This window comes from Streptomyces sp. V4I2 (assembly GCF_030817655.1).
Classification (GTDB): Bacteria; Actinomycetota; Actinomycetes; order Streptomycetales; family Streptomycetaceae; genus Streptomyces; species Streptomyces plumbiresistens.
The window spans coordinates 2,765,827-2,787,253 of record NZ_JAUSZM010000003.1; the positions used below are offsets into that span (position 1 = coordinate 2,765,827).

The following is a 21,427-nucleotide window of genomic DNA, read 5'->3' on the forward strand; positions in this document are numbered from 1 at the left end:
CCGGGGGGACTGGATGGCGATACGCACAGCATTACGAGTTCGCACGCGCCCATCTCCGACGCGACGTCGTCTCCAGACCGCTCTCAGCTCCGTGACCGGGGCGGGAGCGGTATTTTTGTCCGTGTTCGCTCAGGAGACCCATGGCACGACCTTGATGGTGCTGGCGTCGAGTGCCGGAGTACTGGGCGGGATCTCGGCGATATCGGGTTACTTCTCCGTGCACCGCCCGAGCTCCGCCTCCTCCGCCCCCGGCAGCACGGACAGCGACGCGTTGTACGTACCGCCGCCCAACATCCCCACTGTCTCCCGGTACTTCACCGGGCGTAGCGCCGAACTCAAGTCCATCGCCCGGGCACTTGGGCCCAGTGACCACGGCGACGGGGTGCGGATCTGTGTGGTGCACGGGCGTGGCGGTCTGGGCAAGACCCAGTTGGCGATCGCCTACGCCGATGAGCGCCTGAGGCAGGCCGGGTCCCTCGTCTGGTGGCTGTCCGCCCCCAGTCACGAGCGGCTCATGGGCGAGCTGCTGGAACTCGCCGCCTGCCTCGGCATACCGGAGCACAACTCCAAGAGCGTGATGCTCAACAGGCTCTGGGGCCGGCTCCGCGATGCTCCCGGCTGGCTCCTGGTCTACGACGACGTGCAGGAGGACAGCCTGGGGCCGCTGAGCGCACGGGCGAGCGACGCCCGGCCCTCTCTGCTGCCCCGGACGGGCCCGGGGTCGGTCCTCATCACCACGCAGCGGCGGGAGGGCTGGCACCACCTCCCCGAGCCGATCGAAGTGATCGCCCTGCCCGACCTGACCGCCGAGGAGGGACACGCCTTCCTGCGCAAGAGGATCGAGGCCGATGACGACGGGAAGGCCATCGACGAGCTGGGCGCCCAGCTGCACTGGCTGCCCCTGGCCCTCGACCAGGCCGGCGCGTACATCGCGGACGCCGAGATATCCGTGAAGGAGTATCTGCGCCGGCTTCCCGGCCACTCGACGGGCAACGCCGCCGCCACCTTCCGGCTCTCCATCGAGCGCATCGTCTCGGCCGCGCCCGAGGCCGAGGACCTCATGCGGCTGTGCTCCTTCCTCGCTTCGGAGGACGTGGGGCGCGACATGCTGCTGCACCACCGTGAACTGACCCCCTCGCCACTGCGGGAGGTGATGAGGGACGAGGCCGAGTTCAACCGCGTCGTACGACGTCTGTCCAACCACTCCCTGCTCAGCCGGAGCGGGGACAGCAGGGGCGCCAGCGTCAGTTACGCCATGCATCCCCAGGTGCAGTCGTTCGTCCGCGAGGGCATGGACACTCAGGCCCGGCTGCTGTGGTCGCAGTCGGTGGTCCAGTTGCTGGAGGCCGCGTTCCCCCTGACTCCCGAACTGCTCGACGAGCGAGCCGCCTGTGAGCGGTTGATGCCTCATGTCGAGGCGGTCTCGGCCGAACTGGTGTGGGGAGCCGACGCCGACGATCACGAGTACGGAGCGGCGCGTGATCCCCAGGCTCTGGCCCGGCTGCTGCACCGCGTCGGGATCTACCAGGAGCACCGCTGCGACTGGGTACACGCCCTGGAGTACTTCGAGAAGGAGGCGACGCTGCGCGAGACCCATCCCGGCGACGCCCTGGGGCTGGCGACCGCGCAACTGGCCGTGGCACGTCAGCTCTATCTGCTCGCTCGCCTCTCGGAGGCCGAGGAGCAGTGCCGACAGGCGCTGGACCAGTGCCTCCTGCGGCCGGACGACCCCGCCTTCCTCCCACTGCGCGCGCAGTGCCTGCGGCAACTCGGCGGCATTCTGCGCGAGAACCTCCAGTTCCCCGAGGCCCTGGAGGCCGTCGAGCTGGCGATAGACATCTACGAACGGCACGGCGCGGAGTGGGACGGGCTCGACTGGGCCGTCGCCGAGCAGGAAGCCGGCATGATCCATCGGAATGCCGGACAGCTCGCCAAAGCTCTCGAACGCTACGCGCAAGCCGGCCGCCGCATCCCGCGCAACGGCAGCCAGGAACCGCGCGAGCACAAGATCTTCCGCGCGATGCTCCAGAGGGACGTGGGCATCGTGGCCCAGGACCGCGGTGACCTGGAAAAGGCGGAACAAGAGCTGCGCGAGGCCCTCGAGGTTCTGAAGGCTTCGCGCGGTATGGACGACTTCGAGACCTCTCAGATCGCCAAGTTCCTCGGCGATGTACGGCGTCGCCAGGGCGAGGAACTGCGCCTGCGCGCCCGCCGGACACCCCGTCCCTTCCTCCGGCGGCGCCTGCACCGGGAGGCCCGCGCCCACCTCCGGGAGGCGGCGCAGCTGCTCGACGCGGTGGTCGAGTTGCATCGCAAGCGCCGCGAGGCGGAGGCGCACAAGTACGCCGCCTGCCTCAACAAACTCGGATCCCTCCAGCACGCACAAGGCCGTACGGCCTTGGCCCTGGAGACCCTTCGAGAAGCCGAGGAGATCTACGTCACGAAGTACAGCAGCGATCACCACTACCGCGCCAAGACCCTGTCCCGGCTGGGCCCGGTCCTCCTCAGCGCCGGGGACCGCCAAGCCGCCGAGCAGGCGTTGCGCGAGGCGGAGGACATCATCTGCAGTCGGCTGACGGACGTCCATCCCTCACTCGTCGCCGTGTACGAAAGGCTCGCCGTGTGCACCCACAACACACAAGAGGCCTCGGCGTACCTCATCCGGGCCCAGCACATCAAGGATGCGATCGGCGCCTGACGGGGTCGCCGGAACCCACCCAAGTGAATTCGTGCACAAGCGGCCCCCTACGATGGGACGCGTGCCAAAAGTGACCCGCGCCGACGCCGTAGCGGCCGTCCGCAACCCGCTCGCCTTCATCGCCGAACGCTGGACCCCGACCGCACGGACGGTCCGGCGGGCGGCCCTCGCCGCGCTCGTCATGTCGGTGCTCATCGTGGTCACCGGCGGGGCGGTGCGGCTCACCGGATCCGGGCTCGGCTGTCCGACCTGGCCCAAGTGCACCGACGACTCGCTGACCGCCACCAGCGCGATGGGCTTCCACGGCGCCATCGAGTTCGGCAACCGCATGCTGACGTACGTGCTGTGCGCGGCGGTCGGCTGGGCGATCATCGCCGCGCGTTCCGTCAAGCCGTACCGGCGCGGCCTGACCCGGCTGGGCTGGGCGCAGTTCTGGGTCGTGATGAGCAACGCGATCCTCGGCGGCATCGTGGTCCTGGTCGGCCTCAACCCGTATACGGTCGCGGCCCACTTCGTGGCGACGTCCGCCCTGATCGCCATCGCCACGGTGATGTGGCACCGCACCCGGGAGAGCGACGGGACGCCCCGCCCGCTGGTCGGCAGGTCCGTGCAGCAGCTGGTGTGGTTCCTGGTCGCCGCCTCCGTCCTGCTGATCCTGGTCGGCACGATCGTGACCGGTGCGGGGCCGCACGCGGGCGACTCCAGGGAGGTCGAGCGGATGCCGCTCGACTGGGAGACCGTCAGCAAGGTGCACGCCGTGCTGGCCTGGATCGTGGTGTCGCTGACGTTCGCCCTGTGGTTCGTCCTCAAGGCGGTCGACTCCCCCAAGGGGCCGCAGGGACGCACCCGCGACCTCTTCCTGATCCTGCTCGCGCAGGGCGTCATCGGCTACGTCCAGTACTTCACCGACCTGCCCGAGATCCTGGTCGGCCTGCACATGCTCGGCTCGGCCCTGGTGTGGATCGCGGTGCTGCGTGTGGTGCTGTCCCTGCGGGAGCGGGCGGAGGTCGTGACCGATGTGCCGGGCCCTTCGAGCGAGGCGACGCTGACGCGGGCGTGAGCGCCACCTCGCCGTAGCCCACCGGCCCACCGGCCCACCGGCTCACTCCAGCCCGTACACCCGCCTGGCGTTCCCCGCCGCGATCAGTCCCGCCACCCGCTGCGCGTCCGCCAGCGACCACGCCCCCTCGGCGACCCAGGTGCCCAGCACCCGGCCCAGCGCCTCCCGGAACAGCCGCGCGCCCACCACGTGCAGCTCGGGCAGGCCCTGGGCGCCGCTGGAGAAGAGGATCTTGCCGAAGGGGGCCAGCTCCAGGATCTCCGCGAGGACGGTGGCGGCACGGGCCCCGGTCCGTACGAGCGCGGCGCCCGAGTCGGCGTACACGTGCGGGAAGACCCCGGCGAGATGGGCGGCGTGCCGGTGGTAGGGGTAGCCGTGCAGCAGCACGAGGTCTGTGCCGAGGCCGGCCGTGGCCCGGACGAAGTCCGTGAGCAGCACGGGATCCGTACGGTCGATCCGCAGCCCCGGTTCGCCGAGCCCGGCGTGCAGTTGCAGCGGCAGGCCCGAGGCGACGGCGATCCACAGCAGGTGCCGCAGCAGCACCGGGTCGCTCAGCTCCCCGCCCACCCGGCGACCGGCGAGCCAGCGGCCGGCGGCGCCGCGCACCTCGCCGGGCCCCGGCGGTTCGGGCGCGAGCGCGAGTCCGTGCCGTACGCCCGCCACGGAGGTGAAGGCCACGGCGCCCGAGGCGGCGCCGTGCACCGACTCGGCGAGGTTGGCGAGGAAGGACTCGACGGTGCCGGAGGTGTCGGCGACCTGTTCGGCGAGGAGTTCGAGGCGCACGACCTCGCGGGCCTCGGCGGCCGCGGCGGAGGCCATCTCGCCGGGGCCGGTCAGGTCGCCGGGCAGCCCGGTGTCGACCAGATACGTCGTGATCCCGCTGCCGCGCAGCAGCCGGCGGCCCGACTCCAGTACGCCGAGTTCACGGCGCCGGGCGAGATAGCGGGCGGGCGGGCAGTGCGGCTCCAGACCGAGTAACGGCGGGCACCAACGGCGTACCGCGAACCCGGTCTGCGTGTCGAAGAGCGTCGTACCCGGCGCGGGCGGCCCCTCGGTCCGGGCCAACTGGGCCTCGAAGGTCCCGAGGCCCAGCTCCGTTCTCAGGACGCCGTGACAGTACTGGTCCACGAGGGACGGCGTTTCGATCATCCGGACTCCCCGTGCTCGGACTCTGTCCTTCTCAGGTCCTAACGGGTGAACCGGGCACTAGGTGTTGCAGTCACACACCCCGTGCGAAAGCGCTCCGCGGGAGAGCCGAACGCGCAACTGTCTCGGGGGTGCTGGTGATCCGGCGGCTGCGGGCCGTATGTGGCTGGTCGCTCCCCCACTCTCGGCTTCGCTCGAGCGGGGGGACCCCATCGCGGCGGAGCCGCACATCGATACAACCCCGCGCCCCTTGAGAGCGTTGTTCAGCCGTTGCTCGGGCCGCCCACCTGGATGCCCGCCATGCGGCTCCACTCGTACGGGCCGGTCTTGACCTTGGCCGCGAACTCGCCGTCGAAGTCCTCGTGGACGGTGATGCCGGCCTTCGCCACCGCCTGCTCGGCGAGGGCGGTCGAGGGGGCCACCAGGTCGCCCCAGGCGCCGTCCTCGCCGACGAGGACGATGCGGGCGCCGCGGTCCCCGAGGTACGCGATCTGGCCCTCGGCCCCGCCGTGCTCCTTGGAGAAGCTGCTGATCTGCTTGGCGAGCCGGGTCACTTTGCGCTCGGCCTTCGGGTCCACCTGCTGCGTGTCTGCCATGGCCAGGATGCTACCGACGGGTAGATCAAACGGCGACGGCCGGGGTGAGTGGCCTTGACCACGCACCCCGGCCGCCGGAAGCGACAAGGGGATCTACCGCAGGAAGGGATCCACCGCGACCGCCACGAACAGGAGCGACACGTAGGTGATCGACCAGTGGAACAGCCGCATCTCCTTGAGCTTGGCGCCGGTCACCTCGGCCCTGGCCCGGTTCTGCAGGCCGTGCGCCTCCCACAGCCAGAAACCGCCGGCCAGCAGCGCGACCACCGTGTAGAACCAGCCGGTGTAGCCGAGCGGGGTCAGCAGCAGCGACACCGCGACCATCACCCAGCTGTAGAGCACGATCTGCCGGGCGACGACCTTGTTGGAGGCGACGACCGGGAGCATCGGCACGCCCACGCGCGCGTAGTCCTCCCTGACCTTCATGGACAGCGGCCAGTAGTGCGGCGGCGTCCAGAAGAACATGACGAGGAAGAGGATGATCGGCGCCCACGACATCGAGTTCGTGACGGCGGACCAGCCGATGAGCACCGGGAGGCAGCCGGCGATGCCGCCCCACACGATGTTCTGCGACGTGCGGCGCTTGAGGATCATCGTGTAGACGACGACATAGAAGAGGAGCGCTCCGAGCGACAGCCAGGCGGAGAGCCAGTTGACGGCGAGGCCAAACAGCAGCGTGGAGACGACGGCGAGGGTGATGCCGAAGGCGAGACACTCGCGCGGGCTGACCATGCCGGTGACCAGCGGACGCTGCGAGGTGCGGTCCATCAGCGCGTCGATGTCGCGGTCGATGTACATGTTCAGCGCGTTGGCGCCGCCCGCGGAGAGGTACCCGCCGATGCAGGTCAGCAGGACGAGCTCCAGATCAGGGACGCCCTGCTGGGCCAGGAACATCACCGGAACCGTGGTGATGAGCAACAGCTCGATGATCCGAGGCTTGGTCAGAGCTACGAACGCCTTGACACGGGCCCCGAACGGCCGGTGGCTCGGGCTCTGGCTCGCACCGAGCACCCCCGCTGGACGGGATTCGACGGCCGTCACGCACACCCCTACAGAGACATCCCAGCAAGCCCAGCCGTGTGAAGTCCCGGTAAAGGCTCGCGCGTACCACGCCACTGTAGACGTTGCCCATACCCCGACATTCGCGGGGGTGGGGTCGTGTTTGACATTCGCGGGGGTGGGGTCGTGTTTGAGCAGCGCCGCCGGAAGAGCCGCGCGGCACTCGATTGAGCACTCGGACGAGCGGTTCCGTATTCACATGCCGAATGCGGAACGGCCCAGTCGGGAGGCGGATCCCGAAGAGTCCCGGCAGTCTGTAATGACTCGAAAAAACGCAGGTTCTTACGGGGGTAGGCTCGACAACGGCCGGAGCGTTCAGCACACCGGCATTCGACATGCGTGACATGTGGAGAGGAGCCCTGACCCAGGGTGAGCACCAAGCCGACCACCACAGACCTCGAGTGGACCGAGTTGGACCAGCGGGCCGTCGACACCGCCCGTGTCCTGGCCGCCGATGCCGTACAGAAGGTCGGCAACGGCCATCCCGGTACGGCGATGAGCCTGGCACCCGCCGCGTACACCCTCTTCCAGAAGGTGATGCGGCACGACCCGGCGGACCCCGACTGGGTCGGCCGCGACCGCTTCGTGCTGTCCGCGGGCCACTCGTCCCTGACCCTCTACACCCAGCTGTACCTGGCCGGCTTCGGCCTGGAGCTGGACGACCTGAAGGCCTTCAGGACGTGGGGTTCGAAGACCCCCGGTCACCCCGAGTACGGCCACACCACCGGTGTGGAGACGACGACCGGCCCGCTGGGCCAGGGTGTCGCCAACGCGGTGGGCATGGCGATGGCCGCCCGCTACGAGCGCGGTCTGTTCGACCCGGACGCGCCTGCCGGCGAGAGCCCCTTCGACCACCACATCTTCGCGATCGCCGGTGACGGCTGCCTCCAGGAGGGCATCTCCGCGGAGGCGTCCTCGCTGGCCGGCCACCAGAAGCTCGGCAACCTCGTCCTCCTGTGGGACGACAACCACATCTCCATCGAAGGCGACACCGAGACGGCCGTCTCCGAGGACACCGCCAAGCGCTACGAGGCGTACGGCTGGCACGTGCAGCGGATCGCCCCGAAGCCGGACGGCGACCTCGACCCGCACGCCATCTACAACGCGATCGAGGCCGCGAAGCAGGTGACGGACAAGCCGTCCTTCATCGCGATGCGCTCGATCATCGCCTGGCCCGCCCCGAACGCGCAGAACACCGAGGCCGCGCACGGCTCGGCGCTCGGTGACGACGAGGTCGCGGCCACCAAGCGGGTCCTCGGCTTCGACCCGGAGCAGAGCTTCGAGGTCGCGGACGAGGTCCTGGGCCACACCCGCGCGCTGGGCGAGCGGGGCCGCCAGGCCAAGGCCGAGTGGGAGAAGTCCTTCCAGGAGTGGCGCAACAACAACGCCGAGCGCGCCGCCGAGTTCGACCGCGTCGCCGCGGGCGAGCTGCCGGCCGGCTGGGAGGAGAAGATCCCGGTCTTCGAGGCGGGCAAGGGTGTCGCCACCCGTGCCGCGTCCGGCAAGGTGCTCCAGGCGCTCGGTGCGGTCGTCCCCGAGCTGTGGGGCGGCTCCGCCGACCTGGCCGGCTCGAACAACACGACGATCGACAAGACCTCGTCGTTCCTCCCGGCGGACAACCCGCTGCCGGAGGCGAAGCCGTACGGCCGCACGATCCACTTCGGTATCCGTGAGCACTCGATGGCCGCGGAGATGAACGGCATCGCGCTGCACGGCAACACCCGTATCTACGGCGGTACGTTCCTGGTCTTCTCGGACTACATGCGCAACGCGGTGCGCCTGTCGGCCCTGATGCACCTGCCGGTGACGTACGTGTGGACGCACGACTCCATCGGTCTGGGCGAGGACGGCCCGACCCACCAGCCGGTCGAGCACCTGGCCTCGCTGCGCGCCATCCCGGGTCTGAACGTGGTCCGCCCGGCCGACGCCAACGAGACCGCGGTCGCCTGGCGCGAGATCCTGCGCCGCTACACCAAGGTCTTCGGCAAGGGCGCCCCGCACGGCCTGGCGCTGACCCGTCAGGGCGTGCCGACGTACGAGCCGAACGAGGACGCGGCCAAGGGCGGTTACGTCCTGTTCGAGGCCTCCACGGGCACGCCCGAGGTGGTGCTGATCGCCACCGGTTCCGAGGTGCACGTCGCCGTCGAGGCGCGCGAGCAGCTCGAGGCCGACGGTGTGCCGACGCGGGTCGTGTCCATGCCGTCCGTGGAGTGGTTCGAGGAGCAGGACCAGGGGTACCGGGACAGCGTCCTGCCGCCGGCGGTCAAGGCGCGAGTCGCGGTCGAGGCCGGCATCGGTCTCACCTGGCACAAGTACGTGGGCGACGCCGGTCGCATCGTTTCCCTGGAGCACTTCGGTGCTTCGGCCGACGGCAAGGTCCTCTTCCAGGAGTTCGGCTTCACTGCCGAGAACGTGGCCGCCAAGGCCCGGGAATCCATCGCCGCCGCCCAGCGCTGACGCTCATATACGACACGTAGGAGATGCAATTTCCATGACAGACGCACTCAAGCGCCTCTCCGAGGAAGGCGTGGCGATCTGGCTGGACGACCTGTCGCGCAAGCGGATCACGTCCGGCAACCTCGCCGAGCTGATCGACCAGCAGCACGTCGTGGGCGTCACCACCAACCCGTCGATCTTCCAAAAGGCGATCTCGCAGGGGGACGGCTACGACCAGCAGGTCTCCGACCTCGCCGCCCGCAAGGTCACGGTCGAAGAGGCCATCCGCATGATCACCACGGCGGACGTCCGTGACGCCGCCGACATCCTGCGCCCGGTCTTCGACGCCACCGGCGGCCAGGACGGGCGGGTGTCGATCGAGGTCGACCCGCGCCTGGCCCACAACACGCACGCGACCGTCGCCGAGGCCAAGCAGCTCGCCTGGCTGGTGGACCGCCCCAACACCCTCATCAAGATCCCGGCCACCAAGGCGGGTCTGCCGGCGATCACCGAGACCATCGGTCGCGGCATCAGCGTCAACGTGACGCTGATCTTCTCGCTGGAGCGCTACCGCGAGGTCATGGACGCCTACCTGTCCGGCCTGGAGAAGGCCAAGGCGGCGGGTCTCGACCTCTCGAAGATCCACTCCGTGGCGTCCTTCTTCGTGTCCCGCGTGGACACCGAGATCGACAAGCGGCTCGACGCGCTCGGCACCCCCGAGGCCAAGTCGGCCCGCGGCAAGGCCGGCGTCGCCAACGCGCGTCTGGCCTACCAGGCGTACGAGGAGGTCTTCTCCTCGGACCGCTGGAGCCCCCTGGAGAACGCGGGTGCGAACAAGCAGCGTCCGCTGTGGGCGTCGACCGGCGTGAAGGACCCGGCGTACAAGGACACGATGTACGTCGACGACCTGGTGGCGCCGAACACGGTCAACACCATGCCGGAGGCGACCCTGTTCGCCACCGAGGACCACGGTCAGATCACCGGCAACACCATCGCCGGCACGTACGAGCAGGCCCGCGCCGACCTCGACGCGGTCGAGAAGCTCGGGATCGGCTACGACGACGTGGTCCAGCTCCTCGAGGACGAGGGCGTCGAGAAGTTCGAGGCGTCCTGGAACGACCTGCTCAAGTCGACCGAGGCGGAACTCAAGCGCCTCGCCCCCTCGGAGGGCTGAACCCTTGTCGAGCAGCAACCCGCTGCGTGACCCCGCCGACCGACGGCTCCCGCGTATCGCGGGGCCGTCGGGCCTGGTCATCTTCGGCGTCACGGGCGATTTGTCACGAAAGAAGCTCATGCCCGCCGTGTACGACCTCGCGAATCGGGGTCTGCTGCCGCCGGGTTTCTCGCTGGTCGGCTTCGCGCGGCGCGAGTGGCAGAACGAGGACTTCGCCCAGGAGGTCCACGACGCCGTCAAGGAACACGCCCGTACGCCGTTCCGTGAGGAGGTCTGGCAGCAGCTCATCCAGGGGATGCGCTTCGTCCAGGGCACCTTCGACGACGACGAGGCGTTCGAGCGGCTGCGCGGCACCATCGAGGAACTCGACAAGGCCCAGGGCACGGGCGGCAACTTCGCCTTCTACCTGTCCGTGCCGCCGGGCGCCTTCCCGGTGGTCATCCAGCAGCTGAAGAAGCACGGCCTGGCCGACCAGTCGAGCGGCTCCTGGCGGCGCGCGGTCATCGAGAAGCCCTTCGGTCACGATCTGAAGTCGGCCGAGGAGCTCAACACGACGGTCGAGGAGGTCTTCGCCCCGGACCAGGTCTTCCGTATCGACCACTACCTGGGCAAGGAGACCGTCCAGAACATCCTGGCGCTCCGCTTCGCCAACACGATGTTCGAGCCGATCTGGAACCGGTCCTTCGTGGACCACGTGCAGATCACGATGGCCGAGGACATCGGCATCGGCGGCCGGGCCGGCTACTACGACGGCATCGGCGCCGCCCGTGACGTCATCCAGAACCACCTCCTCCAGTTGATGGCGCTGACCGCCATGGAGGAGCCCGCCTCCTTCGACGCGGACGCGCTGGCCGCGGAGAAGACCAAGGTGCTCGGCGCGGTGCGGCTGCCGAAGGATCTGGGCCGGGACACCGTCCGCGGACAGTACGCGGCCGGCTGGCAGGGCGGCGAGAAGGTCATCGGCTACCTCCAGGAAGACGGCATCAACGCCCAGTCGAAGACCGACACCTACGCGGCCATCAAGCTGGAGGTCGACAACCGCCGCTGGGCGGGCGTCCCCTTCTACCTGCGCACCGGCAAGCGCCTCGGCCGCCGCGTCACCGAGATCGCGGTGGTCTTCCAGCGGGCCCCGCACTCCCCCTTCGACCACACGGCGACGGAGGAGCTCGGCAAGAACGCGATCGTCATCCGCGTCCAGCCCGACGAGGGCGTCACGGTCCGTTTCGGCTCCAAGGTGCCGGGCACCTCGATGGAGATCCGGGACGTGTCCATGGACTTCGCGTACGGCGAGTCCTTCACGGAGTCCAGCCCGGAGGCGTACGAGCGGCTCATCCTCGACGTGCTGCTCGGCGACTCGAACCTCTTCCCGCGCACCGAGGAGGTCGAGCTGTCCTGGAAGATCCTCGACCCGATCGAGGAGTACTGGGACCGGCACGGCAAGCCCGCCCAGTACCAGGCCGGCACCTGGGGCCCCGGCGAGGCGGACGACATGCTCGAGCGAGACGGACGGAGCTGGCGCCGGCCATGAAGATAGACCTCACGGACACCACGGCCAGCAAGATCAACAAGGCGCTGGTGCAGGGCCGCCGGGCCATCGGCACACCGGCCGTCGGCATGGTGCTCACCCTGGTCATCGTCACGGACGAGGAGAACGCGTACGACGCCCTGAAGGCCGCCAACGACGCCTCGCACGAGCACCCCTCGCGCACGCTCGTGGTCATCAGGCGCGTCTCGCGTTCGCCCCGCGACCGTACGCAGTCCCGCCTCGACGCCGAGGTGCGGGTGGGCGTGGAGGCGGGCACCGGCGAGACGGTCGTCCTGCGGCTGTACGGCGAGGTCGTGAACCACGCCCAGTCGGTCGTCCTGCCGCTGCTGCTGCCGGACGCCCCGGTGGTGGTCTGGTGGCCGGTGAACGCGCCGCTGGACCCGGCGAACGACCCGCTGGGCGCGCTGGCCCAGCGCCGGGTCACCGACACCTACGCCTCCGAGCAGCCGGTACGGGAGCTCGGCGCCCGCGCCGACACCTACACACCCGGCGACACCGACCTCTCCTGGACCCGCATCACGCCCTGGCGCTCGATGCTGGCCGCCGCCCTCGACCAGGTCACCTGCGAGGTCGAGGCCGTCGAGGTGGAGGGCGAGGAGTTCAACCCGAGCTGCGAGCTGCTGGCGATGTGGCTCGCGGACCGGCTGGACGTGCCGGTGAAGCGGTCGCTGTCGTCGGGCCCCGGCCTCACGGCGGTCCGGATGAACACCGACAGCGGCCCGATCGTCCTGGACCGTGCCGACGGCTCCCTCGCCACCCTCTCGATCCAGGGCCAGCCGGACCGTGCGGTGGCGCTCAAGCGGCGCGAGACGGCCGAGCTGATCGGGGAGGAGCTGCGGCGGCTGGACCCGGACGACACGTACGCCTCGGCGCTGCGCTTCGGCGTGGACCGGCTGAACGTATCGAACGGCAAGGGCGCCAAGGCGGCCGGCACGGAGAAGGCCACCGATGCCGAGGGAGGACCGGTGGCCAAAGGAGAACGGGCTGCGGTCCCCACTCCCCTCGAAGCGGCTGCGAAAGCACCCGCGAAGGAAGCGGCGGCGCCGGCCCCGGTGAAGAAGGCGGCGGCGAAGTGATCACTCCGCAGCTGGTCGTGCACCACGACAAGGAGCTGATGGCCCAGGCCGCCGCGGCCCGCCTGATCACGAAGATCGTGGACGCGCAGGCCTCCCGGGGCTCGGCGTCCGTGGTCCTGACGGGCGGGCGCAACGGCAACGGCCTGCTGGCCGCGCTCGCCGCCGCCCCCGCCCGCGACGCCGTCGACTGGGCCCGGCTGGACCTGTGGTGGGGTGACGAGCGGTTCCTGCCCGAGGGCGACCCGGAACGCAATGTCACGCAGGCCCGCGAGGCCCTGCTGGACTCCGTGCCCCTGGACCCGAAGCGCGTGCACGCCATGCCCGCGTCGGACGGTCCGTACGGCGCCGACGCGGACGCGGCTGCCGCCGCCTACGCGGAGGAGCTGGCCCGGGCGGCGGGCCCCGAGAACCATGGCGCCGCGCCGACCTTCGACGTCCTGATGCTGGGCGTCGGCCCGGACACCCATGTGGCGTCCCTGTTCCCGGAACTCCCCGCGGTGCGGGAGACCGAGCGCACGGTCGTCGGCGTCCACGGCGCCCCGAAGCCGCCGCCGACCCGTATCACCCTCACCCTCCCGGCTATCCGCGCCGCCCGCGAGGTCTGGCTCCTGGCAGCCGGCGAGGACAAGGCACAGGCCGCGGCGATCGCCCTGTCGGGTGCGGGCGAGATCCAGGCCCCGGCGGCGGGCGCGTACGGCAGGCAGCGCACCCTGTGGCTGCTGGACTCGGCGGCGGCCTCACAGCTGCCCCGGTCGCTGTATCCGGCGGCCTCCCCCTGAGCTCTGCCGGCTCTTCGGAAAGCCCCAGCGCCGGGTGGCCGGCCTGGGGCTTTCCGCTGTCCTCGGACTTTCTGCCGTCCTGATGTCTCACGGGGCGAGGTTGTGATGGAGGCGGAACAGGTTTCCCGGGTCGTAGCGCCGCTTGATGTCGGTCAACCGGGCGTAGTTGCCTCGGTAGTTGGTGCGGACCCGGTCCTGGTCGTCGCCGTCCATGAAGTCGACGTAGCCGTCCCCGGAGGAGTGCGGTTCGAGGGCCGCGTAGAAGCCGCGCACCCAGTCCTTCTGGGCCTCGCCGTCCTCGCGGGTGGTCAGGGTGGGGCTGAGGGCACCCTTCCAGTAGTGGAAGAGGCCGGCGGGGACCAGTTCGTCGAAGAGCGTGTAGGCGAGGCGGGCGGGATCGATACCGCCGAGGAGGCGGTACGCGTCGGCCCAGGCCTCTCGGGCGACGGCTTCGCGTGCCTGCCGCCGGGACGACCGGACGGAGCTCCGCCGCGAACACCACGAGGTACGGAAGCGGACAGCCGTACGCCGTCCGCTCCCCTGCTCGCGCTCACTGCCGGCCGCGCAGCTCCCGGTACGTCGACACCAGAGCCTTCGTGGACGCGTCCAGGCCCGGCACCTCGGCGCCCTCGGTGAGCGCCGGCTCCAGGCGCTTGGCGAGGACCTTGCCGAGTTCGACGCCCCACTGGTCGAAGGAGTCGATGTTCCACACCGCTCCCTGGACGAACACCTTGTGTTCGTAGAGCGCGATGAGCTGACCGAGGACCGACGGGGTCAGTTCGCGGGCGAGGATGGTGGTCGTGGGGTGGTTCCCCTTGAAGGTCTTGTGCGGGACCAGTTCCTCGGGCACACCCTCCGCGCGCACCTCGTCGGGCGTCTTGCCGAACGCCAACGCCTGCGTCTGGGCGAAGAAGTTGGCCATCAGCAGGTCGTGCTGGGCCACCAGCCCGGGCAGGAGACCGGCGACCGGCTCGGCGAAGCCGATGAAGTCCGCCGGGATCAGCTTCGTGCCCTGGTGGATCAACTGGTAGTAGGCGTGCTGCCCGTTGGTGCCCGGGGTGCCCCACACGACCGGCCCGGTCTGCCAGTCGACGGGCTTCCCGTCCCGGTCCACCGACTTGCCGTTGGACTCCATGTCCAGCTGCTGGAGGTAGGCGGTGAACTTGGACAGGTAGTGGCTGTAGGGCAGCACCGCATGCGACTGGGCGTCGTGGAAGTTGCCGTACCAGATGCCCAACAGGCCCAGCAGCAACGGCACGTTGGACTCGGCGGGCGCGGTGCGGAAGTGCTCGTCGACGAGTCGGAAGCCGTCGAGCATCTCCCGGAAGCGGCCGGGGCCGATGGCGGTCATCAGCGCGAGGCCGATCGCCGAGTCGAAGGAGTACCGGCCGCCGACCCAGTCCCAGAACTCGAACATGTTCGCCGTGTCGATGCCGAACTCCGACACCTTCTCGGCGTTCGTCGACAGCGCCACGAAGTGCCGGGCGACGGCATCCTGCCCCGCCTTGAGCTCGGTGAGCAGCCAGTTGCGTGCCGACGTCGCGTTCGTGATCGTCTCGATGGTGGTGAAGGTCTTGGAGGCGATGACGAACAGCGTCTCGGCCGCGTCCAGGTCGCGGACGGCCTCGTGCAGGTCGGCGCCGTCCACGTTCGACACGAAGCGGACCGTGAGGTCGCGGTCGGTGTATCCGCGCAGCGCCTCGTAGGCCATTGCAGGGCCCAGGTCGGAGCCGCCGATGCCGACGTTGACCACGTTCCTGATGCGCTTGCCGGTGTGGCCGGTCCAGGCGCCGGAGCGGACCCGCTCCGCGAAGTCGGCCATCCTGTCGAGGACGGCGTGCACACCCGGCACGACGTTCTCCCCGTCGACCTCGGTCACCGCGTCGCGCGACGCCCGCAACGCGGTGTGCAGCACGGCCCGGTTCTCGGTGGTGTTGATCTTCTCCCCGCGGAACATGGCGTCCCTGAGGCCGAAGACGTCGGTCGCGGCGGCCAGCTCGCGCAGCAGCCGCAGGGTCTCGTCGGTGACGAGGTGCTTGGAGTAGTCGATGTGCAGGTCACCGACCTGCACCGTGTACCCCGTGCCGCGCCCGGGGTCAGCGGCGAACAGCTCCCGCAGCTGCACCTCGCCGATCTCCTCGCGGTGCTTGGCCAGAGCGGTCCACTCGGGCGTCTGGTTGAGCCTGGTACGGCCGTCTGCGTTCATGTCGGACTTCAGCCTCTTTCCTACCTGTCCCTGCCGGTCCCAACCTAGTTGATCAGCGTGGGGCGTGAGCTGTCGTGGCGCCGTCGTCGGGCGCGACTACAGATACGTCCGTCTTGAGCGCGGGTATCAGCGAGGCGACGGACAGAATGAAGAAGCCGGCCGCCAGCAGGGCCGGAGTGTTCAGGCCCCAGGCGGTGGCCACGGCACCGCCCAGCAGTGCGCCCAGGGGCGCACCGGCGACCGCCAGGGTCCGGAAGGCCGAACTGACCCGGCCCAGCAGCTCGGCGGGGCTGCGCTCCTGCATCAGCGTCCGCGTGTTGACGTTCCACACCATGCCCATGAACCCGAAGACAGCCATGGCGGCCGCCAGCGCGACCGTGCTGCGCACCGAGCCCATGACGACGAGCGCGCCGGTCTGCACCGTCCCGGCGAGCAGCACCGCACGCACCTGTCCTAGGCGGGCGACGATCCGGCCGCTCGCCGCTCCCCCGGTCAGGCCGCCGACCGCGTACGCGGTCGTGGCCGCCGCGTACCCCGCCGTACCGGCGCCCAGCCAGCCGGTCACCAGGAAGACCAGACCGGCGATGAGGGCGCCGACGCCGATGTTGCAGAGGGCCGTCGCTGCGCACAGCCCGCGCAGGACCCGGTCGCGCCGCAGGGTGCGCAGCCCTTCGGCGATCTCGCGGCGCAGGGTGCTGCCCGTCGGTCTCGGCGTCCGCTCGGGCACGGCGGTCGGCAGCGACGCGACCAGGGCGGCCGCCAAGAGGAAGGTCACCGCGTCGGCCCCGAAGGGCATCGCGGCGCCGACCACCAGCAACAGCGGCACGACGGGTCCGGCCACCAGTCCGCCCGCGATCTGCTGGCCGGTCATCAGGCGGGCGTTGGCGCTGCCGAGCGCCTCGCGGTCCACCAGGGCGGGCAGCAGGGCCGTGGCGGCGTTGTCGAAGAGCGTCTGCAGGGTGGTCAGGGCGAAGGCCAGCGCGATCAGCAGGTCGATCGAGGCGTGCCCGAACGCGACGGCCAGCGCGAAGCAGGCGACGAGCAGCCCTCGTACCGCATCCACCATCCACATGGCCCGCCGCTGGTCCACCCGGTCGGCGACGGCACCGCCGAGCAGCCCGAAAACGATCCACGGCAGATAACCGCAGGCGGTCACGGACGCGACGAGCAGCGGCTCGTCGGTCAGGGACACCGCAAGCAGGGGGAGCGCGGCGCCGCGCAGTGCGTCACCGAAGCTGGAGAGCACGGCGGCACTCCACAACCGCCCGAATCCCCCACGCCACGCGGGTGTACGCACGCCCGTCGCATCAGCCGTCGCCACCGTTCCCCCTCACGATTCGCCTGTTCACAAACCGTAGAGGGCACCACTGACAATCGGCCTCGGCGCGACAGCCGGCTCAGGGCGCCGAACAAGTCCGGCCGGGCATCCACGGATGCCCGGCCGTCTCTCAACTCCTAGATCTCGCCCCGCAGTTTGGCGAGCGCTTCGGCGAGGATCGCCTCGCCGTCCGCGTCGCTGCGCCGCTCCCGCACATAGGCGAGGTGCGTCTTGTAGGGCTCGGTGCGCGGTGGGTCCGGCGGGTTGTCCCGGTCCTGGCCTGCTGGAAAGCCGCAGCGCGGGCAGTCCCAGGTTTCGGGAACCTGCGCGTCGCTGGCGAAGCTGGGCACCGTTTCGTGCCCGTTGGAGCACCAGAAGGAGATGCGCAGCCGGGGCGCGGACTCGCCCCGCTCGGCCTCGCCCATCGGCCCCGCCCCGACCCGGCTTCCTCGGATCGCGTTGCCACTTGCCACGGTCGTAACTCCCTGCGTGATGGTGCCGCAAAGCGAGTCGGCGTTTCGCTTCGCTGCGAGCGCCTCAGTCTACGTAAGGCCCAACGCGCGTCCAGTGATTCGAGTTACAGCTCCCCTACACACAGACGCAAGCCCCATGATAGGCCGCGCTCAGGTGCGCGTACCGAACATGGGGCCTTACGTGCGGATCGGGCGTGCTGCGTGTGCGACGCTGATCAGTTGTTCGCCTTCATCAGCAGGCCGAGCACGACAATGCACGCGAACCACAGCAGACCGACCACCACGGTGATGCGGTCGAGGTTGCGCTCGGCGACCGAGGAGCCACCGACGGACGACTGCATGCCGCCACCGAACATGTCGGAAAGGCCGCCGCCCTTGCCCTTGTGCATCAGCACCAGCAGCATCATCAGCAGGCTGAAGACGATCAGGGCGATCGAGAACCCCATAACCACGGCTGGACCAACTTCCTCGGATCTGGACAGACGACGGGGCACAGCGACAGCGCTGTGCCCCGCAAGAGTACGACGTTCCGCTGCTACCGCATACTCACTGGTCGCGGAAGCGCGCGATCTTGACGAACTCCTCCGCGTCCAGCGAGGCACCGCCGACGAGGGCGCCGTCGATGTCCGCCTGGGCCATGATCTCGGCGACGTTGCCGGACTTCACGGAGCCGCCGTACTGGATGCGGACCTTGTCGGCCAGCTCCTGCGTGTACAGCTCGGCGAGCTTGCCGCGGATGGCCGCGCAGACCTCCTGCGCGTCCTCGGCGCCGCAGACCTTGCCGGTGCCGATGGCCCACACGGGCTCGTAGGCGACCACCACGGACTCGGCCTGCTCGGCCGGGATGTCCTTGAGGCCGCCCTCGACCTGGGTGAGCGTGTGGGTGACGTGGTTGCCCGCCTCGCGGACGTCCAGCTCCTCGCCGACGCACAGGATCGGGGTCAGGCCGTGCTTGTAGGCGGCCTTGACCTTGGCGTTCACCACGTCGTCGGTCTCGTTGTGGTACTGGCGGCGCTCGGAGTGCCCGATCGCCACGTACGTGCACTTCAGCTTGGCCAGCATCGAGCCGGAGATCTCGCCGGTGTAGGCACCGGAGTCGTGCGCCGAGATGTCCTGGGCGCCGTACTTGATCTTGAGCTTGTCGCCGTCGACCAGGGTCTGCACGGAGCGCAGGTCGGTGAAGGGCGGCAGGACGGCGACCTCGACGGCGTCGTAGTCCTTGTCGGCCAGGGCGAAGGCGAGCTTCTGGACGTGCGCGATGGCCTCGAGGTGGTTGAGGTTCATCTTCCAGTTGCCGGCCATCAGCGGCGTGCGCCCCGAAGAAGTAGATGCAGCCATTAAGGGTCAGTCCTCCAGTGCGGCGAGGCCGGGGAGCGTCTTGCCCTCGAGGTATTCGAGGGAGGCGCCGCCGCCGGTCGAGATGTGGCCGAATGCGTTCTCGTCGAAGCCCAGGATGCGGACGGCCGCGGCGGAGTCGCCACCGCCGACGACCGTGAAGCCCGGGGAGTCGAGGAGGGCCTGGGCGACCGCCTTGGTGCCCTCGGCGTAGTCGGGGTGCTCGAAGACGCCCATGGGGCCGTTCCAGAAGACGGTGGCGGCGTCGGCGAGCTTCGAGGCGTACAGCTTGCGGGTCTGCGGACCGATGTCCAGGCCCAGCTGGTCGGCGGGGATGGCGTCCGCGGCGACGGTGTTGGGGTTCGCCGGCGCCTTGGTCTTCAGGTCCGGGAAGTCGGTGGAGGTCAGCACGTCGACGGGCAGGACCAGTTCGACGCCGTTCTTCTCCGCCCGCTCGATGTACTCCTGGACGACCGGGATCTGGTCCTCCTGGAGGAGGGAGGCGCCGACCTCGTACCCCTTGGCCTTGAGGAAGGTGAACACCATGCCGCCGCCGATGAGGAGGCGGTCCGCCTTGCCGAGCAGCTGGTCGATGACGGCGAGTTTGTCGGAGACCTTGGAGCCGCCGAGGGCGACGACGTACGGGCGCTTGACGTCCTCGGTGAGTTTCTTCAGGACGCCGACCTCGGTGGCGATGAGGTAGCCGGCCGCGTGCGGAAGGCGGGCCGGGAGGTCGAAGACCGAGGCGTGCTTGCGGTGCACCGCGCCGAAGCCGTCACCGACGTACACGTCCGCGAGGGCGGCGAGCTGGTCGGCGAAGGCGCCGCGCTCGGCGTCGTCCTTGCTCGTCTCGCCGGCGTTGAAGCGCAGGTTCTCGATGACGGCGACCTGGCCGTCGGCGAGGCCGGCGACGGTCGACTGGGCGGACTCGCCGACCGTGTCCGTCGCGAACGCCACCTCGGCGCCCAGGAGTTCACCGAGACGCGCGGCGGCCGGGCCGAGCGAGAAGGCCGGGTCCGGGGCGCCCTTGGGGCGGCCCAGGTGCGAGGCGACGACCACCCGTGCGCCTGCCTCCGCGAGGGCCTTGACGGTGGGCAGGACGGCGCGGATGCGGCCGTCGTCGGTGATGGTCGTGCCGTCCAGCGGCACGTTCAGGTCGGCGCGGACGAAGACCCGCCGGCCCGTGACGCCTTCGGCGAGAAGTTCGTCGATCGTCTTCATTGAGGGGACTCCTGAGGAGGGCTCGTGATGCTCGTGATCGTAAGAGGGCTGGTCCGTACGTGAGTCAGGGCTCGGGCAGCGCGTCCCTGCGCTGCCCGAGCCCTGTTCTCACATCAAAGTGCCTGCTCTGTGGATCAGAGCTGGTTGCCGACGAAGACCGTCAGGTCGACGAGGCGGTTGGAGTAGCCCCACTCGTTGTCGTACCAGCCGAGGATCTTCACCGAGTTGCCCTCCTGGACCATGGTCAGGGAGGAGTCGAAGGTGCAGGAGGCCGGGTCGCCGACGATGTCCGAGGAGACGATCGGGTCCTCGGTGTAGGTCAGGTAGCCCTTGAGGTCGCCGTCGTCGGAGGCCTTCTTGAACGCGGCGTTGACCTCGTCCTTGGTGACCTCGCGCTGCAGCGTCACGACCAGGTCGGTGGCCGAGCCGGTCGGGACCGGGACGCGCATCGCGATGCCGTCCAGCTTGCCCTTGAGCTGCGGGAGGACCAGCGCGGTGGCCTTGGCGGCACCGGTGGTGGTCGGGATGATGTTCTCGGCGGCGGCGCGGGCGCGGCGCAGGTCCGAGTGCGGGAAGTCCAGGATGCGCTGGTCGTTCGTGTACGCGTGGACCGTCGTCATCAGACCCTTGACGATGCCGAAGTTCTCGTCGAGAACCTTCGCCATCGGCGCCACACAGTTGGTGGTACAGGAGGCGTTGGAGATGACGTGGTGGTTCGCCGCGTCGTACTTGTCCTGGTTGACGCCCATCACGATGGTGATGTCCTCATCCTTGGCCGGAGCCGAGATGAGGACCTTCTTGGCGCCGCCGGTGATGTGCTTCTCGGCGTCGGCCTTCTTGGTGAAGATGCCGGTCGACTCGATGACGATGTCGACGCCCAGGTCACCCCACGGGATGTCGGCGGGGTTGCGCTCGGAAAGAACCTTGATCGTCTTGCCGTCGACAGTGATCGTGTCGGCGGTGTGCGACACCTCGGCCTTGAGGCGGCCCAGGATGGTGTCGTACTTGAGCAGGTGAGCGGTGGTCGCGGTGTCACCCAGGTCGTTGACAGCCACGATCTCGATGTCAGCACCCTGCTCCAGCAGCGCGCGGAAGTAGTTACGACCGATGCGGCCAAAGCCGTTGATGCCTACGCGGATCGTCACGAAACCGATCTCCTCGTTGGTACGCCGGTTCGAGACCGGCGAGCTGTATGGGATGTCCCCGACCGCCTACGACCCTACCTCCCTGACGGCTCCGGAGTGACATCGAGACGCCCCATACACGGCAGGGCGGCCCGTACCCGCCAGTAGGGGTACGGACCG

18 protein-coding genes are annotated in these 21,427 nt (G+C 69.6%); 7 read left to right on the forward strand and 11 right to left on the reverse strand.

The window, feature by feature from the left end; genetic code table 11:
• The first annotated feature begins 115 nt into the window (after positions 1-115).
• Positions 116-2,698, forward strand: a complete 2,583-nt coding sequence (locus QFZ76_RS13635) for a hypothetical protein (protein WP_373464293.1) — start codon at positions 116-118, stop codon at positions 2,696-2,698.
• A 52-nt stretch (positions 2,699-2,750) separates the two neighbouring features.
• Complete coding sequence (locus tag QFZ76_RS13640; protein WP_307673974.1) at positions 2,751-3,758, forward strand: heme A synthase; 1,008 nt, start codon at positions 2,751-2,753, stop codon at positions 3,756-3,758.
• A gap of 42 nt (positions 3,759-3,800) precedes the next feature.
• On the opposite strand, the gene QFZ76_RS13645 is transcribed toward QFZ76_RS13640, so the two are convergent.
• The 3 genes from QFZ76_RS13645 to QFZ76_RS13655 all read right to left on the reverse strand — a co-directional run bounded on the left by QFZ76_RS13645 (position 3,801) and on the right by QFZ76_RS13655 (position 6,547).
• On the reverse strand, positions 3,801-4,907 hold the full coding sequence (locus tag QFZ76_RS13645; RefSeq protein WP_307673975.1) for an amidohydrolase family protein: 1,107 nt from the start codon (positions 4,905-4,907) through the stop codon (positions 3,801-3,803).
• A 260-nt stretch (positions 4,908-5,167) separates the two neighbouring features.
• Entirely contained in the window at positions 5,168-5,500 is a 333-nt protein-coding gene (locus QFZ76_RS13650; RefSeq protein WP_307673976.1) for a hypothetical protein, read from the reverse strand.
• Between the two features lie 93 nt (positions 5,501-5,593).
• On the reverse strand, positions 5,594-6,547 hold the full coding sequence (locus QFZ76_RS13655; RefSeq protein WP_266441512.1) for a heme o synthase: 954 nt from the start codon (positions 6,545-6,547) through the stop codon (positions 5,594-5,596).
• A 381-nt stretch (positions 6,548-6,928) separates the two neighbouring features.
• Between QFZ76_RS13655 and tkt the strand changes: the two genes are divergently transcribed.
• The 5 genes from tkt to pgl are packed head-to-tail and all read left to right on the forward strand — an operon-like array spanning position 6,929 to position 13,570.
• On the forward strand, positions 6,929-9,016 hold the full coding sequence (tkt, locus tag QFZ76_RS13660) for a transketolase (RefSeq protein ID WP_307673977.1): 2,088 nt from the start codon (positions 6,929-6,931) through the stop codon (positions 9,014-9,016).
• A 34-nt stretch (positions 9,017-9,050) separates the two neighbouring features.
• Positions 9,051-10,169: a transaldolase gene (tal, locus tag QFZ76_RS13665; RefSeq protein ID WP_307673978.1), complete on the forward strand. Its 1,119-nt coding sequence runs from the start codon at positions 9,051-9,053 to the stop codon at positions 10,167-10,169.
• A gap of 4 nt (positions 10,170-10,173) precedes the next feature.
• Positions 10,174-11,697 (forward strand): glucose-6-phosphate dehydrogenase, encoded by a 1,524-nt coding sequence (zwf, locus tag QFZ76_RS13670; RefSeq protein WP_266441503.1) that lies wholly within the window; start codon positions 10,174-10,176, stop codon positions 11,695-11,697.
• Positions 11,694-12,791, forward strand: a complete 1,098-nt coding sequence (opcA, locus tag QFZ76_RS13675) for a glucose-6-phosphate dehydrogenase assembly protein OpcA (RefSeq protein WP_307673979.1) — start codon at positions 11,694-11,696, stop codon at positions 12,789-12,791. Before zwf ends, opcA begins: the two co-directional genes overlap by 4 nt.
• Positions 12,788-13,570 carry a 6-phosphogluconolactonase gene (pgl, locus tag QFZ76_RS13680; protein ID WP_307673980.1) on the forward strand — a complete coding sequence of 261 codons (783 nt, stop codon included), beginning with the start codon at positions 12,788-12,790 and terminating at the stop codon, positions 13,568-13,570. The genes opcA and pgl overlap by 4 nt, the downstream gene beginning before the upstream one ends.
• A gap of 87 nt (positions 13,571-13,657) precedes the next feature.
• On the opposite strand, the gene QFZ76_RS13685 is transcribed toward pgl, so the two are convergent.
• From QFZ76_RS13685 to gap, 8 genes are all read right to left on the reverse strand, one after another.
• Entirely contained in the window at positions 13,658-13,843 is a 186-nt protein-coding gene (locus tag QFZ76_RS13685; protein WP_307673981.1) for a BBE domain-containing protein, read from the reverse strand.
• A gap of 277 nt (positions 13,844-14,120) precedes the next feature.
• Positions 14,121-15,776, reverse strand: a complete 1,656-nt coding sequence (pgi, locus tag QFZ76_RS13690; protein ID WP_307673982.1) for a glucose-6-phosphate isomerase — start codon at positions 15,774-15,776, stop codon at positions 14,121-14,123.
• 52 nt (positions 15,777-15,828) lie between these two features.
• On the reverse strand, positions 15,829-17,097 hold the full coding sequence (locus QFZ76_RS13695) for an MFS transporter (protein WP_307673983.1): 1,269 nt from the start codon (positions 17,095-17,097) through the stop codon (positions 15,829-15,831).
• A gap of 134 nt (positions 17,098-17,231) precedes the next feature.
• Entirely contained in the window at positions 17,232-17,567 is a 336-nt protein-coding gene (locus QFZ76_RS13700) for an RNA polymerase-binding protein RbpA (protein ID WP_078615979.1), read from the reverse strand.
• 215 nt (positions 17,568-17,782) lie between these two features.
• Complete coding sequence (secG, locus tag QFZ76_RS13705; RefSeq protein ID WP_053753335.1) at positions 17,783-18,013, reverse strand: preprotein translocase subunit SecG; 231 nt, start codon at positions 18,011-18,013, stop codon at positions 17,783-17,785.
• A 100-nt stretch (positions 18,014-18,113) separates the two neighbouring features.
• The gene (gene tpiA, locus QFZ76_RS13710; protein WP_307680006.1) at positions 18,114-18,869 is read right to left on the reverse strand and encodes a triose-phosphate isomerase; all 756 of its coding nucleotides are present in this window, start codon (positions 18,867-18,869) and stop codon (positions 18,114-18,116) included.
• Between the two features lie 42 nt (positions 18,870-18,911).
• Positions 18,912-20,123 carry a phosphoglycerate kinase gene (gene pgk / locus QFZ76_RS13715; protein WP_307673984.1) on the reverse strand — a complete coding sequence of 404 codons (1,212 nt, stop codon included), beginning with the start codon at positions 20,121-20,123 and terminating at the stop codon, positions 18,912-18,914.
• Between the two features lie 134 nt (positions 20,124-20,257).
• Complete coding sequence (gene gap, locus QFZ76_RS13720; protein WP_307673985.1) at positions 20,258-21,268, reverse strand: type I glyceraldehyde-3-phosphate dehydrogenase; 1,011 nt, start codon at positions 21,266-21,268, stop codon at positions 20,258-20,260.
• Positions 21,269-21,427: the final 159 nt, after the last annotated feature.

Bases quoted from the DNA above. Each gene is read 5' to 3' on its own strand.
- secG (WP_053753335.1), bottom strand. From the start codon at position 18,013: ATGGGGTTCTCGATCGCCCTGATCGTCTTCAGCCTGCTGATGATGCTG.
- QFZ76_RS13640 (WP_307673974.1), top strand. From the start codon at position 2,751: ATGGGACGCGTGCCAAAAGTGACCCGCGCCGACGCCGTAGCGGCCGTC.
- pgk (WP_307673984.1), bottom strand. From the start codon at position 20,123: ATGAAGACGATCGACGAACTTCTCGCCGAAGGCGTCACGGGCCGGCGG.
- tpiA (WP_307680006.1), bottom strand. From the start codon at position 18,869: ATGGCCGGCAACTGGAAGATGAACCTCAACCACCTCGAGGCCATCGCG.
- tal (WP_307673978.1), top strand. From the start codon at position 9,051: ATGACAGACGCACTCAAGCGCCTCTCCGAGGAAGGCGTGGCGATCTGG.
- pgi (WP_307673982.1), bottom strand. From the start codon at position 15,776: ATGAACGCAGACGGCCGTACCAGGCTCAACCAGACGCCCGAGTGGACC.
- QFZ76_RS13645 (WP_307673975.1), bottom strand. From the start codon at position 4,907: ATGATCGAAACGCCGTCCCTCGTGGACCAGTACTGTCACGGCGTCCTG.
- opcA (WP_307673979.1), top strand. From the start codon at position 11,694: ATGAAGATAGACCTCACGGACACCACGGCCAGCAAGATCAACAAGGCG.
- QFZ76_RS13650 (WP_307673976.1), bottom strand. From the start codon at position 5,500: ATGGCAGACACGCAGCAGGTGGACCCGAAGGCCGAGCGCAAAGTGACC.